Source organism: Gordonia sp. 852002-50395_SCH5434458 (genome assembly GCF_001665905.1).
GTDB lineage: Bacteria > Actinomycetota > Actinomycetes > Mycobacteriales > Mycobacteriaceae > Gordonia > Gordonia jacobaea.
The window spans coordinates 1-14717 of record NZ_LZTC01000049.1; the positions used below are offsets into that span (position 1 = coordinate 1).

The 14717-nt window shown below is 66.1% G+C and carries 9 protein-coding genes and 1 tRNA gene; 2 read left to right on the forward strand and 8 right to left on the reverse strand.

Annotated features, from left to right (window positions below; all coding sequences use genetic code 11):
- Positions 1–91: 91 nt before the first annotated feature.
- The 6 genes from A5785_RS11845 to A5785_RS11865 form a co-directional block, all read right to left on the reverse strand.
- On the reverse strand, positions 92–988 hold the full coding sequence (locus A5785_RS11845) for a putative toxin-antitoxin system toxin component, PIN family (protein ID WP_005207793.1): 897 nt from the start codon (positions 986–988) through the stop codon (positions 92–94).
- Positions 989–1005: 17 nt separating this feature from the next.
- Positions 1006–1221, reverse strand: coding sequence for a hypothetical protein (locus tag A5785_RS23275; protein ID WP_005207794.1), 216 nt, complete (start codon positions 1219–1221; stop codon positions 1006–1008).
- A 107-nt stretch (positions 1222–1328) separates the two neighbouring features.
- Positions 1329–1574 carry a hypothetical protein gene (locus A5785_RS11850; RefSeq protein ID WP_005207795.1) on the reverse strand — a complete coding sequence of 82 codons (246 nt, stop codon included), beginning with the start codon at positions 1572–1574 and terminating at the stop codon, positions 1329–1331.
- A gap of 112 nt (positions 1575–1686) precedes the next feature.
- Positions 1687–1759, reverse strand: a tRNA-Lys gene (locus A5785_RS11855).
- Between the two features lie 92 nt (positions 1760–1851).
- Positions 1852–3024: a L,D-transpeptidase gene (locus tag A5785_RS11860; protein ID WP_231894537.1), complete on the reverse strand. Its 1173-nt coding sequence runs from the start codon at positions 3022–3024 to the stop codon at positions 1852–1854.
- A 62-nt stretch (positions 3025–3086) separates the two neighbouring features.
- Positions 3087–3308 (reverse strand): DUF3618 domain-containing protein, encoded by a 222-nt coding sequence (locus A5785_RS11865; RefSeq protein ID WP_005207797.1) that lies wholly within the window; start codon positions 3306–3308, stop codon positions 3087–3089.
- A gap of 247 nt (positions 3309–3555) precedes the next feature.
- Here A5785_RS11865 and bcp point away from each other — a divergent pair, with 247 nt between their 5' ends.
- Both bcp and A5785_RS11875 read left to right on the forward strand, forming a co-directional pair.
- Positions 3556–4026 (forward strand): thioredoxin-dependent thiol peroxidase, encoded by a 471-nt coding sequence (gene bcp, locus A5785_RS11870; RefSeq protein ID WP_064866631.1) that lies wholly within the window; start codon positions 3556–3558, stop codon positions 4024–4026.
- A 35-nt stretch (positions 4027–4061) separates the two neighbouring features.
- Positions 4062–4682 (forward strand): TetR/AcrR family transcriptional regulator, encoded by a 621-nt coding sequence (locus A5785_RS11875; protein WP_005207799.1) that lies wholly within the window; start codon positions 4062–4064, stop codon positions 4680–4682.
- A 36-nt stretch (positions 4683–4718) separates the two neighbouring features.
- On the opposite strand, the gene acpS is transcribed toward A5785_RS11875, so the two are convergent.
- Together acpS and A5785_RS11885 are read right to left on the reverse strand one after the other, a co-directional pair.
- Positions 4719–5111, reverse strand: coding sequence for a holo-ACP synthase AcpS (gene acpS, locus A5785_RS11880; RefSeq protein WP_039856554.1), 393 nt, complete (start codon positions 5109–5111; stop codon positions 4719–4721).
- Between the two features lie 4 nt (positions 5112–5115).
- Positions 5116–14340, reverse strand: a complete 9225-nt coding sequence (locus A5785_RS11885) for a type I polyketide synthase (protein ID WP_064866633.1) — start codon at positions 14338–14340, stop codon at positions 5116–5118.
- Between the last annotated feature and the right edge of the window lie 377 nt (positions 14341–14717).

Here is a 14717-nt window from a genome sequence, read left to right on the forward strand (position 1 = left end):
CTTCGTGTGGACGAAACCGGTCGAGGAGATTCTCAAGAAAGCTCAACCGAAAACCAACTAACGAAACGCGACACTAGCGGGGTTTCTTGAATCACTGCCCTAGCGTCGGCCGCGGCCGGATTCGTTCAGGCTCGACAGCATCGCCGATCCCGAAAACGCGCCAGTGATCGAAGTCGGCATCGGGTAGGTCATCGAGATCTGGGCATCGCTGCATCGTGGCGAAAATTGTGTCTGCGGGCAATGGGACGTCCCCGACCACGCGCAGATTCGTTCCAGGGTCCGGCGGCAGCTTGATATACGCGACATCGGGTGACGCGTAGATAGGGCGAGTGGCCATTCCGCGCTCCGAGAGTTGCTCGCGTATCCACTTCAATGCTTTACGTTTGCGGAAGTGCTTGAGCGTTTCCGGGACGACGACGAACGCGAGTAGTTCCTTGACGTTCGGTTCGTCCAGGACGGCTGTGAACGCCGTGTAGGCCGTTATGACACCGCGGTGACCCTCGGCATCGATTAGTGCCCACGACCGTTCTTCTGATCCCTCCATGTAGCCTTCGCCCCATTCGTGGACGAAGTCCAGGGCCTTTATCGCGGCAGCCGGCTTGCGCACGTCGAGGCCGGGGAAATCGATCCGCAGCACGGCCTTGTCGCCACTCACGAGCATCGTTGCGTCTGAATCCTGGAACAGCGCAACCAGGTAGTTATCGTCTGGGTCGTCACAGACGAGAGGGATCTCGTTGTCGGGGCGGTCGTCGATCCAATCAGCTACGACGGTTACGGCGTCGACGAAATCTCGAACCTCATCGAGAGAAAGCCAACGTCGGAACTTTTCCCGCTCCAGCCTGGTCTCCAACTCTTCGCACAGGTGGTCCGACATGATGAGCGAGATGCGACCCCGCCGAGCAAGTTCGATGAGCTGCGCAGAATGACCACTCGGGCTGAGCGCTGCACTTATAAGAGCGTTGGTGTCCAGTACAAGGACAACGGTCAACTATCCGATACCTCCGGCTACCGGGCGTAGACACCCTGGCGACGTTCGCGCCGGATACGTTCGGTTTCGGCTTCGACTTCCTCGAATGCCGCGTCCTCCGACAGTTCGCCCCGTTCGCGGACCTCGCTGTAGACCGCATCGAGAGCGGCTCCGGCCAGGGCTGCGTCGTCATTCTTCCCGTAGCGCGCAGACAACCTCCGTAGAGCGTCGGCACGCCTATTCTGCCTGCTCATGAGGTCCTCCTCCGGATGGTGTCCCACAAGTCTACCCATCCGAAGACACGGACGTAATGTGAACGACCCCGATGCCGGGTAGGGCATCGGGTCGTCGGGTGCTCGCGTCATCGGGTGACGCAGGCGGGTTCCGCCGCAGCGGTCGCCACCCGGTAGATGGCGGCGGGTTGGTACACCGCAACATCGAATCGGCCCTCAACGCGCGCCTGAATCTGGTTGCGCTGGAACAGCTCTCCCGACTCGACGCTCCATTCGATGTCGATGCGCGGGCCGACGATGTCGATGGAGATGGCCGCGGGGTCTAGGACCACACCGACCTTGACCGGCAACGCCGTCGACAGGACGACACGCACTCTTCGGATGACCGCGGCACACTGAAACCCGTTGGCACACTCTTGGCACAGTGGCCACTCAAACGAAAAAGCTAGGTCAGAGGAAAATACCTCCGACCTAGCTACCTTCTTGTGCGCCATCAGGGACTCGAACCCCGAACCCGCTGATTAAGAGTCAGCTGCTCTGCCAATTGAGCTAATGGCGCTTGGCCGTGCGAGAAAGAACCTTACAGGGTCACTGCCTCAGAAGTGAAATCGCCTGCTCGGAAGCCCTTTTTGGCCTCTCCCGCACGGGAACTCATGCGTTGCCCTTTTTCCACACCGCCCACGGGACGTTCCAGTCGCCGAGGCCGTCGTCTCCTGGCAACGGCTCGCCGACGGTGTTCTTCGCGATGACGACGTCGCCTCGGAGTGCGTTGTTCAAGAACCACTCCGCGTTGGCGGGGCTCACGTTGAGACAGCCGTTGCTCACGTCGTCGACGCCCTGGTCGCCCAACGACCACGGCGCGGAGTGAACATAGATGCCGCTGAACGAGATTCGAGTCGCGTCGTACACGGTCTCGCGATAGCCGCCGGGCGAGCTCACCGGCACGCCGTACGTCGACGAGTCCATGATCACGCTCGGCTCACGCTCGGCGACCATGTAGATGCCGTTGTTGGTCGGCGTCGAATCCTTGCCCATCGACGTCGGCATCGTCTTGACGACCTTGCCGTCGACCGAGATCGTGATGTTCTTGGTCTTGTCGTCGGCAACCGCGACAAAACTGCGCCCCACCTTGAAATTGGTGTCGAGGTTGTTGCTGCCGTACACGCCACCACCGAGGTCGATGCCCTTGAGATTGGCCGCGACGTGCACCTTGGTGCCCGGCTTCCAGAAATGCTCGGGGCGCCAACGCACCATGCTGTCGTTGAGCCAGTAGAAGGCACCCTCGACCGGCGGGTCGGCGGTCACCGTGATCGCACGCTGCGCGTTGAGCTTGTTGGCGACCGGAGTGTCGAAGTTGATCGCAACTGTCTGCCCGACACCGACGGTTTCGTTGTCTTGAACCACCGACGACACCGATGCCAGCGAGTCCGCGGATGCCGTCGTGAAGCTGATCTTGCGGGCACCGTCGCCCTCGACGCCCTTCGCCGCGGCGGTGAGCGTGTAATCGCCACCGAAGTCGAGCGGCTGACTCGACACCCAGGTACCGCCGTCGGGCGACACCTTGCCCGCGACCGGACCATCGGGCCCCGACACGACGACGGACGTGAGACTGCCGTTCTGTGCCGCGACCTTCACAGGTGCGCCCGGCATGACGCCGACCGCGTGGTCGGTCATCGGACGATCACGCCAGCCGGTCACCGAGATCGTCGGCTGCGCAAACGATTGCAGCGCAGGCGCATTGGTGACGGTGTCGGGATACTCGGGCGACTGAGAACAAGCCGCCGCACTGGCGACCACCAATCCGGCCGCCGCGAGTGCGCCCACACGCCGTGCACGCGAACCCCGGGACTTCTGTCGGTCTACAGAACTGGAGGGACGAGCACGCGTCACGCGATCACCTTGCGGACGACGACAACCAATACGACGGCGCCGGCAACCGCGAGCGAGATCTTGACCGCCGGCTTGTTGACCAAGGCGATCAGCTTGGTCTTCGCGTCGTCGGCAAGCCGCTCGGGACTCACCCGAACCGCGAGTTCGTCGAGCGTGTTGGCCAGGTCCTCGCGCGCCTGCACAATGTCCTGTTCGATACGGTCGGTGTCGCCGGCCACAGTTGTCCTCCCAGACTTTCTTCACTACACATGCGGACTCACCGATCCGCATCTTTCCGCCAGAACGCCGTCCACGCAGCGGCCACGGCAGGTCTCGCACGCGTCGACAGAGCAAACGACATGTCGAGAATACGTCATCGCGAGGTGGTGAGCCGCGTCCTGCGCGCGTGAGTTGAGACCGTGCCCGGTTTGCCCGGCTGTGGGTCGATCACCCGGTCGACCTGCCCTATCGGTTAGCCTGACGACCATGTCTGGCACATCCCGTCTCGAGGTCGGCGACACCGCGCCCGACTTCACACTCACCGACGCCCACGGCGAAGCGGTCTCCCTCTCCGACTACGCCGACTCGAAGGTCATCGTCTACTTCTACCCCGCGGCGTCGACTCCCGGCTGCACCAAGCAGGCGTGCGACTTTCGCGACAACCTCGCCGAACTGGACGGACAGGGCATCGCCGTCGTCGGCATCTCCCCTGACAAGCAGGAGAAGCTGGCAAAATTCGCCGACGCCGAGGGCCTGACATTTCCACTCCTGTCCGATCCGGACAAGTCGGTCATGACCGCATGGGGCGCTTTCGGCGAGAAGAAGCTGTACGGCAAAACCGTCACGGGTGTGATCAGGTCGACGTTCCTCGTCGACCACGGGACCATCGCGCTCGCGCAGTACAACGTGCGTGCCACCGGGCACGTTGCCAAGCTCAGGCGCGACCTGTCGGTGTGACCACAGGCGTTGATCGAACCGAGCTGATCGAACCGATGAGTACCGAACCCCTGGTGCCGCGCAAACGCCCGACGCAGGAGCGCAGCAAACGAAAGTTCTCCGCGATGCTGGCGACGGCGCGGGACCTGCTGACCGAGGTGGGTTTCGAGTCGCTCACCTGCGAAGAGATCGCCGTTCGCGCCGGAGTGCCCATCGGAACCCTCTATCAGTACTTCGCCAACAAGTACGTCATCGTCTGCGAACTCGACCGACAGGACACGGTCGGGGTACGTGAGGAGCTCGCCGCCTTCGCCTCGGAGGTGCCGTCGCTCGAATGGCCGAACCTGCTCGAGAAGTTTCTCGACCATCTGGCGACCCTCTGGCGCGACGATCCGTCGCGCCGCGCGGTCTGGCTCGCCGTCCAGTCGACGCCTGCCACCCGCGCGACGGCATCACTCAACGAACGCGTGCTCGCCGAACAGGTGGCAGGCATCCTTGCCCCGCTGACCCCCTCGCAGGGACGGCGTCGGGACATGATGGCACAGGTCCTGGTCCACACCGCGTACTCACTGTTGAGTTTCTCGGTGCAGGACGGCCACGACCACGCCGCGACGGTCGACGAACTCAAGCGCATGCTCGCGGGATATCTCCTGCTCGAGGAGTCGACCGGTAGCTGAATCCGTTGCACGACAGACGGATTGGGCACCCTCCGGTCAGCTCCCCTCCAGAATCGCCACCGCGGCAGCGGTGTTCCCGTCGTGCGTGAGCGAAATGTGCACGGTCGTGTCACGAAGGTGTTCGGCGATTTCTCCCGACAACCTGATCGCCGGACGGCCCCAGGTGTCGGTGACCACTTCGATATCACTGTGCCGGATCAGCGGCAGCAGCGGCGAGCGCGAGAATCGGCTCACAGACCACGCCTTGACCACGGCCTCCTTCGCCGCCCACCGTGCCGCGAGGTGACGGGCATCCTCGCCCGTACCCGTTGCCGCGTCACGCCGCTCGCCCACCGTGAACCTCTCGACGAAGTTCGTGCCCACCTGCTCGAGTTGGTCTCCGAACTCCGGGATCGACACGACGTCGATCCCCACCCCGAGTACGGCCATCGCGTCAGCGTCCATCGGCCGCGGCGCCGTACGCACCATCGGTCGTCAGCCGCGCACCCGGATCGAGCAGCAGTCCGGCTTCGGCATCATGCTCGTCGAGTGTGCTGTCGAAACGACGACCCGACGGACGTCGGTACGCAGGCTCGCCGCCGCACATCGCGACCAGCCGCCGCTGTGCGCCATCACGTTCGCGGCGTGCCGCCCGATCGCGATAGCTCTGCGCCTGATCCGAATCCAGAGTTGCAACAAAGGCTTCCGGATGAACGATGGCGATCAGACCCGACACGTGGCCGAAGCCGAGGCTGGTGAGCAGACCTGCCTTCAGGGGGAATCGATCACCGAGCGCGAGCGGCTCACGCGCCCACACGAGATGGGGGTAGTCGCGCATCTGCTCATCGACACAGTCGAGACTGCGGTTGGGTGGGATCACTCCGTCGCGCAGCACCTGACAGAGCCCGATGAGCTGGAATGCCGCCGCGCCGCCCTTCGCATGGCCGGTGAGCGACTTCTGCGACACGACGAACAGGGGCGCGCCGGGCGTCCTGCCGATCGCGTCGGCGAGCCGTTCGTGGAGCTCGGACTCATTGGGATCGTTTGCGCGCGTTGAGGTGTCGTGCTTAGACACGACCGCGACATCGTCGGCGCTCACGCCGAGCGCACCCAGCGCATCGGCCAACGGTGAGGCGAGCGCCCCACGTGCGGCGCCCAGTGCTCCGAGTCCCGGCGCGGGAATCGAGGTGTGAACACCGTCGCCGAAACTCTGCGCCCAGGCTACGACGCCGAGAACCGGCAATCCGAGCTGTGCCGCGACGTCGCCACGAGCGAGCAGAATGGTTCCGCCACCGGCAGATTCGACGAATCCACCACGTCGCCGATCGTTGGCACGCGAGTACCGGCGCTCGTCGATTCCGCGTGCAGCCATCTTCGCCGACTCCGCGGTCGCCGACATGTCGCCGAATCCGACGATGCCTTCGATACCGAGATCGTCGAATCCGCCCGCCACCGCGAACATCGCCTTGCCGAGACGGATCTTGTCGACGCCCTCCTCGACCGACACAGCGGCCGTCGCACACGCAGCGACAGGGTGGATCATCGCACCGTAGCTGCCCACGTACGACTGAACAACGTGTGCGGCAACGATATTCGGCAACGCCTCCTGCAGGATGTCGTTGGCTTTCGCCTCGCCGAGCAGCGTGTTGACATACAGCTCACGCATCGACGTCATGCCACCCATGCCGGTTCCCTGAGTGTTGGCGACGAGTCCCGGATGCACCCACCGCATCAGTTCCGACGGCGTGAAGCCCGATGACAGGAAGGCGTCGACGGTCGCGACGAGATTCCACAGCGCCACACGGTCGATTGATTCCACCATGTCGGGCGTGACACCCCAGCGAGTCGGGTCGAACCCGGTCGGAATCTGACCTCCGACGGTCCGGCTCAGCTCGAACTTGCGGGGCACGCGGATCTCGGTACCGGCCAGACGCGTGACCCGCCAATCCCCGGTGTCGGAGATCGGAGCGATCCTCGTCTTGTCCGGATCAGCATCCGCGAATGCCCTGGCCTGCTCTTCGGAGCTGACGGTAAAGCTCAGATCCTCGTCGAGGAAGATCGACGTGAGCAGCGGCGAGGTGTTGTCGACCATCGCACCGTCGTCGGCGTAGCGTCGAATACCGCAACGTTCGACGACCGCGTCGTGGTAACGCTCGGCGATATCGGCCTCGTCGACCGGATCGCCACTCTCGGTGTCGTACCAGCCCGGCTTCGGTGCGTCGTCCCAGACGATCAGACCGGTGTTCCAGGCAAGCTCCAACACGCCTGCCGCGCTCAGCTTTTCGTCGACCTCCATCTCGAACCGGGTGCGCGACGAACCGTAGGGTCCGAGCTCTCCGGCGCCGACGATGACGACGAGATCCTCGGGACGCGCATCGATCGACGGCCACGCGGGCGTCATCGATGCCGCGGCACGAGCCGGCGCGGGCAGCGCAGCGACGGTCGCCTCGTCGAGTTCCTCCGTCTCGACCTCGCTCGCGTCATCCTGTTCGGTGGCAAGTGATTTGAGGTCGATAGACGGATCGAGGCCGCCGGTGAAGTCGGCGAGAATCGCCTGATCCCGCGCGGCGACGCGCTGCGCGGGAGTGCACAGTTCGAGGAGCTGTGCCGCCATCTCGTCTGTGCTCCACGTTCGCACGCCCGCGGCCTCCACGGCCGCGACCATGCCGTCGTTGTGACCCATCAGCCCGGTGCCGCGCACCCAGCCGATGAGCGCGTGCGCGAGAGTCGTTCGCGCACCCCACGATTCCTCGGCTCCCCAGCGGGTGACGAGCGCATCGAGTGCGGCCTTGGATTCGCCATAGGCCCCGTCCCCACCGAACATGCCGCGATTGGGCGATCCGGGCAGCACGACGTGCAGTCGAGCCGCGATGTCATGGTCGGCACCGATCTCACACAGCCCCGCGATGAGCCGCTCCACCGACCAGAGCAGGACCTTCATCTCGAGCTCGGCGCGCGCTCCGGCGTCGGTGAGATCACCGGCGACACGAGGTGCCGCGAACGGGAAGAGGAGCGTCGGCTTCATCGCCGGCTTGAGGACAGCCGTTGTGCCGCCGATGTTCTCGGTCTGTTCGCTGCCGACCCATTCGACGAGATCGTCGACGTCGGTGTACGACGCCATGTTGGTCGGTGCGACCCACAGCGCGGCGTCGTGACGCGCGTTCTCGCGGTAGAGCTTCTTGTAGAAGGCGAGCTTTCCGGAATCGAGCTTCGACGTCGTGGCGATGACCGTCGCTCCGCCCGCGAGCAGTCGGCCGATCACGCCTGCGGCGATCGATCCCTTGCCCGCGCCGGTCACCACTGCGACCTCGTCGGACCATTCACCCGAGTCCGGCGCCTCTGCTGCGGCGGCGATCGCGCCGAAGATCTGGGCACGTGTCGCCTCGCCTGCAGCGGAAGCCTTGCCCTGCCACCACGTGGCATGTTGTGCGACAGTCTGTCCCGCACCCACGAAGGACTCGACGATCGACTCATGTCGGTCGGCGAGATCGGCGTCGGAAGTCAGCCAGATCCGCACCAGATCCTCGCGGCTCGTGGCCCACCGGTCGTCGACGAGGACGATCTTCTCGGCGTCGAACGCCGGCGCGACGGTGCGTGCCCAGTCGGAGCCGAGCTCGGCACTGACCCGCTCGGCCAGCTGAGCGTCGACGTTCTCCGCGATCTCGGGCGCGGCGTCGTCCTCGGTGAGTCCGAGTTTGGCCAGCACCGTGTACGCGGCAGAGGCGAGCGCGCCGCTACGTCCGGTCAGTTGCTCGGTGAACTCACCGAGAGCGGCCGCGTCGACCGTTGCGCCACCGCCGGTGTCGGCCGCGGGCTTGGCGACCGCGATGCCGCGGGACGCACCCACCGCGGTCACCGCGCGGTCGACGAGAGCGTCGAGTGCGTCGGTGTTGGCGAGAGGTCCGTCGAGCAGGTCGCCGAGGTCGCCGCCACGCACACTGGCGCCGTCGCGTGTGCCGAGAGCGAGCGCCACGGTGGCGTGCAGCCCCCAGCCGGGACCGAGCTGCCACACACCGGTCACCCGATCGGCGATGTACGCCTGCCGCTTTCCGACGGGGCCGAGCACCTTGCGGATCTGATCGGACACCGCGTCGGTGAGGACCGCACCCAGAGGGCGGTAGCCACGCGCGAGGCTGTCGACCGTCGCGGCGAGCGCCACCATGTCGGCTTCTGCGGCGCCGTCGATCGCGCCGAGTCCGAGTTCGCCACCGATGTCGAGCAGGAGCTGGTTACGCCGCGACGATACGCCGTCACACAGCGCCTCGATGGTGTCTGCCGAACCGATCTGCTCGGGGCGGATCTTGGTCCACAGCGCGACTACTGCACGAACCGCATCCGACGGCCCGAAGGTGACGTCGTCGGGCCGCGGAGCGCCCGCGGGCGCGCTCGGAGCAGCAGGCGCTGCCGCCGCTGGAGCGGGCGTGCTTGTCGCCGCATCTTGTGAAGCACCAGTGTCTTGCGCAGCTGCCTCGTCGGCGGGTTCGTCATCGAGCTCGGCACCCGCGTCCTTGGCAAGGATGACATCGGAATCGCGCTCGAGATTCACCACTTCGGTTGTCGCCGAACCGTAGTCGTCGAGCTTGAGGGTGTTGGTCGCCAGGCCTGCGAGCGTCGGCGCACCCTTGAGGCCGATCTCGACGAACCGTTGGATGCCGAGCGCACCGCGTTCGGCTGCACCGAAGAGAAGGTCCTGCGTCTCGATCCAGCGCACGGGACTCGCGAACTGCCACGCGAGCAGCTCGATGAGAACGATGCGTGCCAAACCAGCCGGGTCAGCCGCATGGGTGTCCCAGTCGGCGAGCACGGCGTCGAGCGGCTCGGACGGCACCAGTGCCGCGATCTCTTCGACGAACGCGCGGTCGAGTGTGAACAACCGCGGCACGAGATTCGGGATGTAGCGCCCGACGAGGATGTCGGGATCGATCCGTGCGGGCAGCAGTTCGTCGAGCTTGCCGCGGAACTCGGGCACACCGGCGCGCAGCACCGTCGAATGGAACGGGACGTCGATGCCCGGTACGAGGATGAACGATCGCTTGCCGCCGAATTCGGTTCGACGACGCTCGATCTCGTCTTCGAGATGTTCGAGACCGCGAACCGTGCCCGCGATGGCGTACTGCGAGCCGAGAAGGTTGAGGTTGACGACTTCCAGGAACTCGCCGATCGACTCCCCGACCTCCGCGACGAACGACTCGACGTCGGCGTCGGCGAGGCCGAACTGACTCGGGCGAATGGCCGCCATGCGATAGTCGCTGCGCCCCAGGTCATCTCGCGGGACCAGATGGTGCATGGCCTCGCCGCGCTGGAACACCACCTCGAGGACGGCCTCGAGTGGGAGCACTCCCGCGCATGCCGCGAGGGCGTTGTACTCGCCGACCGAGTGTCCACAGGTGATGGCACCGTCGACGAATCCGCCCGCTTCCTTGAGCTCAGCGATCTGCGCGACGCCGAGCGTCGCCATCGCGACCTGGGTGAACTGAGTCAGGTACAGCACACCGTCGGGGTGGTTGTAGGTGGTTCCGTTGGCCACGAGGGTGGTGGGGTTGTCGCGAACGACCGCGAGGATCGAGAACCCGAGAGCAGCACGTGTGTGCTTGTCCGCGCGATCCCAGATGGCCCGGGCGGCCTTCGAGCGCGACCGGGCGTCGAGCCCCATGCCCTTGCTCTGGATGCCCTGGCCCGGGAAGGCGTAGACGGTGCGCGGAGCCGCGAGAAGTCCCGTGGCACTCATCACCAGGGTGTCGCCGACCTTGCAGGTCACCTCGACGACCTCGCGGCCGTGGTCGAGACCGACACGGTCGACGCGGACCGAGACCGCATCTCCGGTGCGAACCATCCCCAGGTAGCGAGCCGTCCACCCGACGATCGGGCGTGGCGACGGAGTGCGATTACGTGAATCGGCCGCGGTGACGACGTGCTGAGCTGCCGCCGACAACCACATGCCGTGCACGATCGGCTCGCCGAGTCCTGCGAGCTTCGCGGCACATGCGTCGGTGTGGATCGGATTGCGGTCACCCGAGACGGCAGCAAACGCACCCATGCGCGTCGGCGCGGTGATCGTCGCGGTACGCAGCGGCTTCCGGGTGGCCGATGCCTCGTCTGTGATCGCTCCTCCGGCGCGCTGCGGATCGTCGAGTTCGGCATCGCCGATCCGGCCTCGGATGGCGAAACGCTCTGTCATACGGGCGATCTCACCGTCCGACCCCGACACCTCGACGGCGACGTCGATGACGCGCCCCACGGTCGTATCCCGGACGTCGCCCGCGCGCGCGACGACGGTGAGCTCGGTGTCGTGGTCGGGAATGGTTGCGACCGTCTCGATGGTGTGGTCGAGGTGGACGAGGTCGAGCAGTCCCTCGACGACGGGGATGCCGTCATCGGTCGTGACAGCACCGATTGCCGCGAAAACGCTTGGCCAGCAGGCTCCGACGAGCGTGTCGGGCACCGCGAAGCCGAACGGCTGCGACGGTGTGACGGCGTGGAGGTGAGCGGGCAGCGTGTTGGCGGTGACAACGGCGTGGTCGGCGACCCCGTCTGCCGACCACTCGACCTTGGTGACCGCGGCACCGTCGACGACGTCTGTCAAACGTCCACCCGCTGCGACGGTGAGGATCTCGCGCATGGCGTCTGCGGCATCGTCTCGCTCGATGCGTGGGCTACCGCCGTCGGCGATGCTCCGATCGACCCGGAGCGGAATGCGCACCGACGATCCCGAGATCGGCACTGTCAGCTCCAAGTTGTCTTCGCCCAGATGCTCAAGCACAGCGGCGGTTGCCGCGTGCTCCGCGCGATGCTCCGAGGTGACCTCCCAGGACTCCCGATCACCGAGTAGCGCAATGGGACTCGGCACGATACGGCCGGCCCACGAGACATCGTCTGCCCAGAGCACGGCACCGAGGACGCCTGCGTCGCGAACCTGCGCCTGCTTGCGTGCGGTGATCGGCTCAGGCGCCGCACCGGCGATGCTCAGATCGTCGACGACCCTGGCCTCGAACCGGTCGAGTAGGTCACCCACCGGCTCATCGACACGAGTGATACCCGAGACCGCGACCGGCCCCGGGATGATGCAGACGGCGTCCGCGCCATAGCGTGCATCGTGGGCCTGCCACAGCGAGTCGCTGCGCCACCACCGTCGAACATCTTTGTCGACGACGGGCACGAAGTTGACCGGCTTGCCGGGGGTCCGGCACAGACCGAGGAAGAACGCGACGTCCGCGGGATGCAGGATGTCGGTCTCGATCTCGGGATAGACACCGCCGAGAGCGTCGATCGCCGCGTGCGGATCGTCGGTCGACGCGAGGTCGGCGAACATCGTCGGCACCGGTCCCGAATCCTTCGGGTGCATACGCGCCTCGGTACGCTGCAACATCTCGACAAACCGCTGCTGCCAGGTGATGTCGGCCCACGGGTACTGATCGGTGCGACCATCCCCGACGGCCAGCGTCGCGTAGCGGTCGAGCCATTCGCGGTAGGTCATGGAGTCGACGTCGCCGAAGTAGGGCTTGGCAGTCGGTGCCATCGCGGCGACGATCTCGTCACGGCGTTCGGCCACCGCGTCGGCGTCGCCCGCCACCTCGTCGAGGAGTCGGCCGCAGCGCGACGCGGCATTGTCGACCTCGTGGATGTCGGCGCCGAGTTGGCTTCGGCCCGAGGCCATTCCGTGTGCGGCACGGCCTGCGCCGATCCACTCGTCGACACCCTCGGTGTCGACGAGCAACTGCTTGACCTCCGGCGCCGTGGTGGCCTCGGCGGTGGCCATGGCCGCGGTGCCGATCAGGATGCCGTCGAGCGGCATGGTGGGATAACCGTGCCTTGTTGCCCATTCGCCGGTCAGGTACTCGCTGGCGCGCTCGGGCGTACCGATGCCGCCACCGACGCAGATGACGACGTTGTCACGCACGCGCAGCTCGGCGTAGGTGGAGAGCAGCAGGTCGTCGAGGTCTTCCCATGAATGGTGGCCGCCGGCGCGCCCGCCTTCGATCTGCACGATGACCGGGTGGTGCGGTACCTCGGCGGCGATGCGGATCACCGAACGGATCTGCTCGACGGTGCCGGGCTTGAATGCGACGAAACGCAGTCCTGCCTCGACGAATTCGTCGACGAGGGCCACGGCGTCCTCGAGTTCGGGGATACCCGCCGACACGATCACGCCGTCGATCGGAGCGCCCTGCGCCCGCGCCTTCTGCACGAGACGCTTGCCGCCGAGTTGGAGCTTCCACAGGTACGGATCAAGGAACAGCGCATTGAACTGTGCCTCGCGGCCGGGCTCGAGGAGGTCGGTGAGCGTGGCAACGTTGCGCGCGAAGATCTCTTCGGTGACCTGGCCGCCGCCGGCGAGTTCTGCCCAGTGGCCCGCGTTCGCCGCGGCGGCGACGATCGCCGGGTCGACGGTGGTCGGAGTCATGCCCGCAAGCAGCATCGGAGAGCGCCCGGTCAGTCGGGTGAACGCCGTCTGCACGACGCGCCGACCATCGGCAAGCTCAGCCAGCGTCGGGGCGAAGTCAGACCAACGGCGTGCGACCTCCGGAATTCCGCCGGGGCTGAACAGGTTTCGCTGACCCCCGCGAAGTGCGGTTGCCACCAGGCCGACGCCCTGCCCGCGAACGAGCGGCGCGGTGAGTCGCGTTGCGAGATCGGTCGGACCGAAATCGAGAATCCACGCGGCGCCGTCGGCGATCACGGCGTCGATCTGAGCAACCCAGTCGACCGGTGCGACCAGAATCGATTCGGCGTGACCGGCGGCGAGGTCGGCGTCGATACCGCACGTCTGCGCCCACTCGCGCACCAGATCGACCGCCGGCGCCATGCCGGGGTGGTGGAATGCGACGCTGACGCGAAGCGCGTCGAAGACGGGGGCGAAGGGCGCGCCGCCGGTGACCTTGCGCTTGCGGTCGTCGGCCTCGGCGGCGACGATGCGCTCGCACTCCGCCGCGAACGCCGCGAGGTGCCGGGGTGCGCCGGACAGCACAACCGAACGTCGGCTGTTGCGAATGGCGATCACGGGTGCGGTGACCAGTTCGGCGTCGGGCAGCCCCGCGCGGTAGGTCGAGAGGATTTCGTCGATGCGTGCCGGGGCAACGTTGGTGATCGACAGCATCGGCGAGCCGTCGGGACTGCTCGCCAGGCCACGACGTCGAGCAACGAGCGTGCCCGAGGCGGCGATGAGATGCGCGATCGCAAGTAGCTGTCCGCAGCCGCTCTCGCCGTGCCGGATGGCGTCGACGGCGAGTGATCCCTGCGAGTGTCCGACGACGGCGACGGGTGCGATCACATCGGGATCGAGGCCCTGCTTCTTGAGTGATTCGACGGCTGCAACCTGGCTGAGGAGCACACCGGGTCCGCTCAGTGCGAAGTCGGCGAGCTCGGCGTCCGACGGCACCGGCTCGCCTGCGTCGGCCGCACGCACCCACGCGAGCGGATGGAAGCCGTCGGGGCGAGCGATCTCGATGGAGTCGGCAACGGGGGCGAGCATGCGGTCAGCGACGGCGACTGCCCCCGCCAGCTTCTGCTCGAGATCGGCGTCGACGACCAATTCGGCCAGTGTCGACAACCACGGACCACCCTGTCCACCGAAGCTGATCGCGTACTGCTCACCTGCTGCGAGCCGATCGATCAGGGATTCTGCAGGGCGTCCGGTGTTGCGGCTTCCGTGGTGCCCTGGGCGGAATTGGTCGACGGTCACGGGCTCTCCTCGTGGTTCGGGGCTCGGCTGATGTGCGATGCAGGAGTTGTCTGGGTCTCGTGCGAGAGCACCACGTAGCACGACCCGGCGGCGGGGGGATATCGCCGGGTCGCGCACGTGTCTCTCACGAACATGCTTGCCCAGCAACACCTTTGACGCTGTGGCGGGCGACTGACAGTTCAGCGTGGAACGTCGTCGACATGAACGTGGCACTCATGATGGCACATAAACGTGAGGACTTCCTCATGTTGTTTCCGACCCTCAGGTATACCCGCGAGTAGTCCCGCCGGTAACAAATGACGCGGTTCTCCGCCCCCGAGACCGCGTGCACATCCGACCAGTTCGCGGCGTATTTCCTTACTCATTCGAGCTCCGGT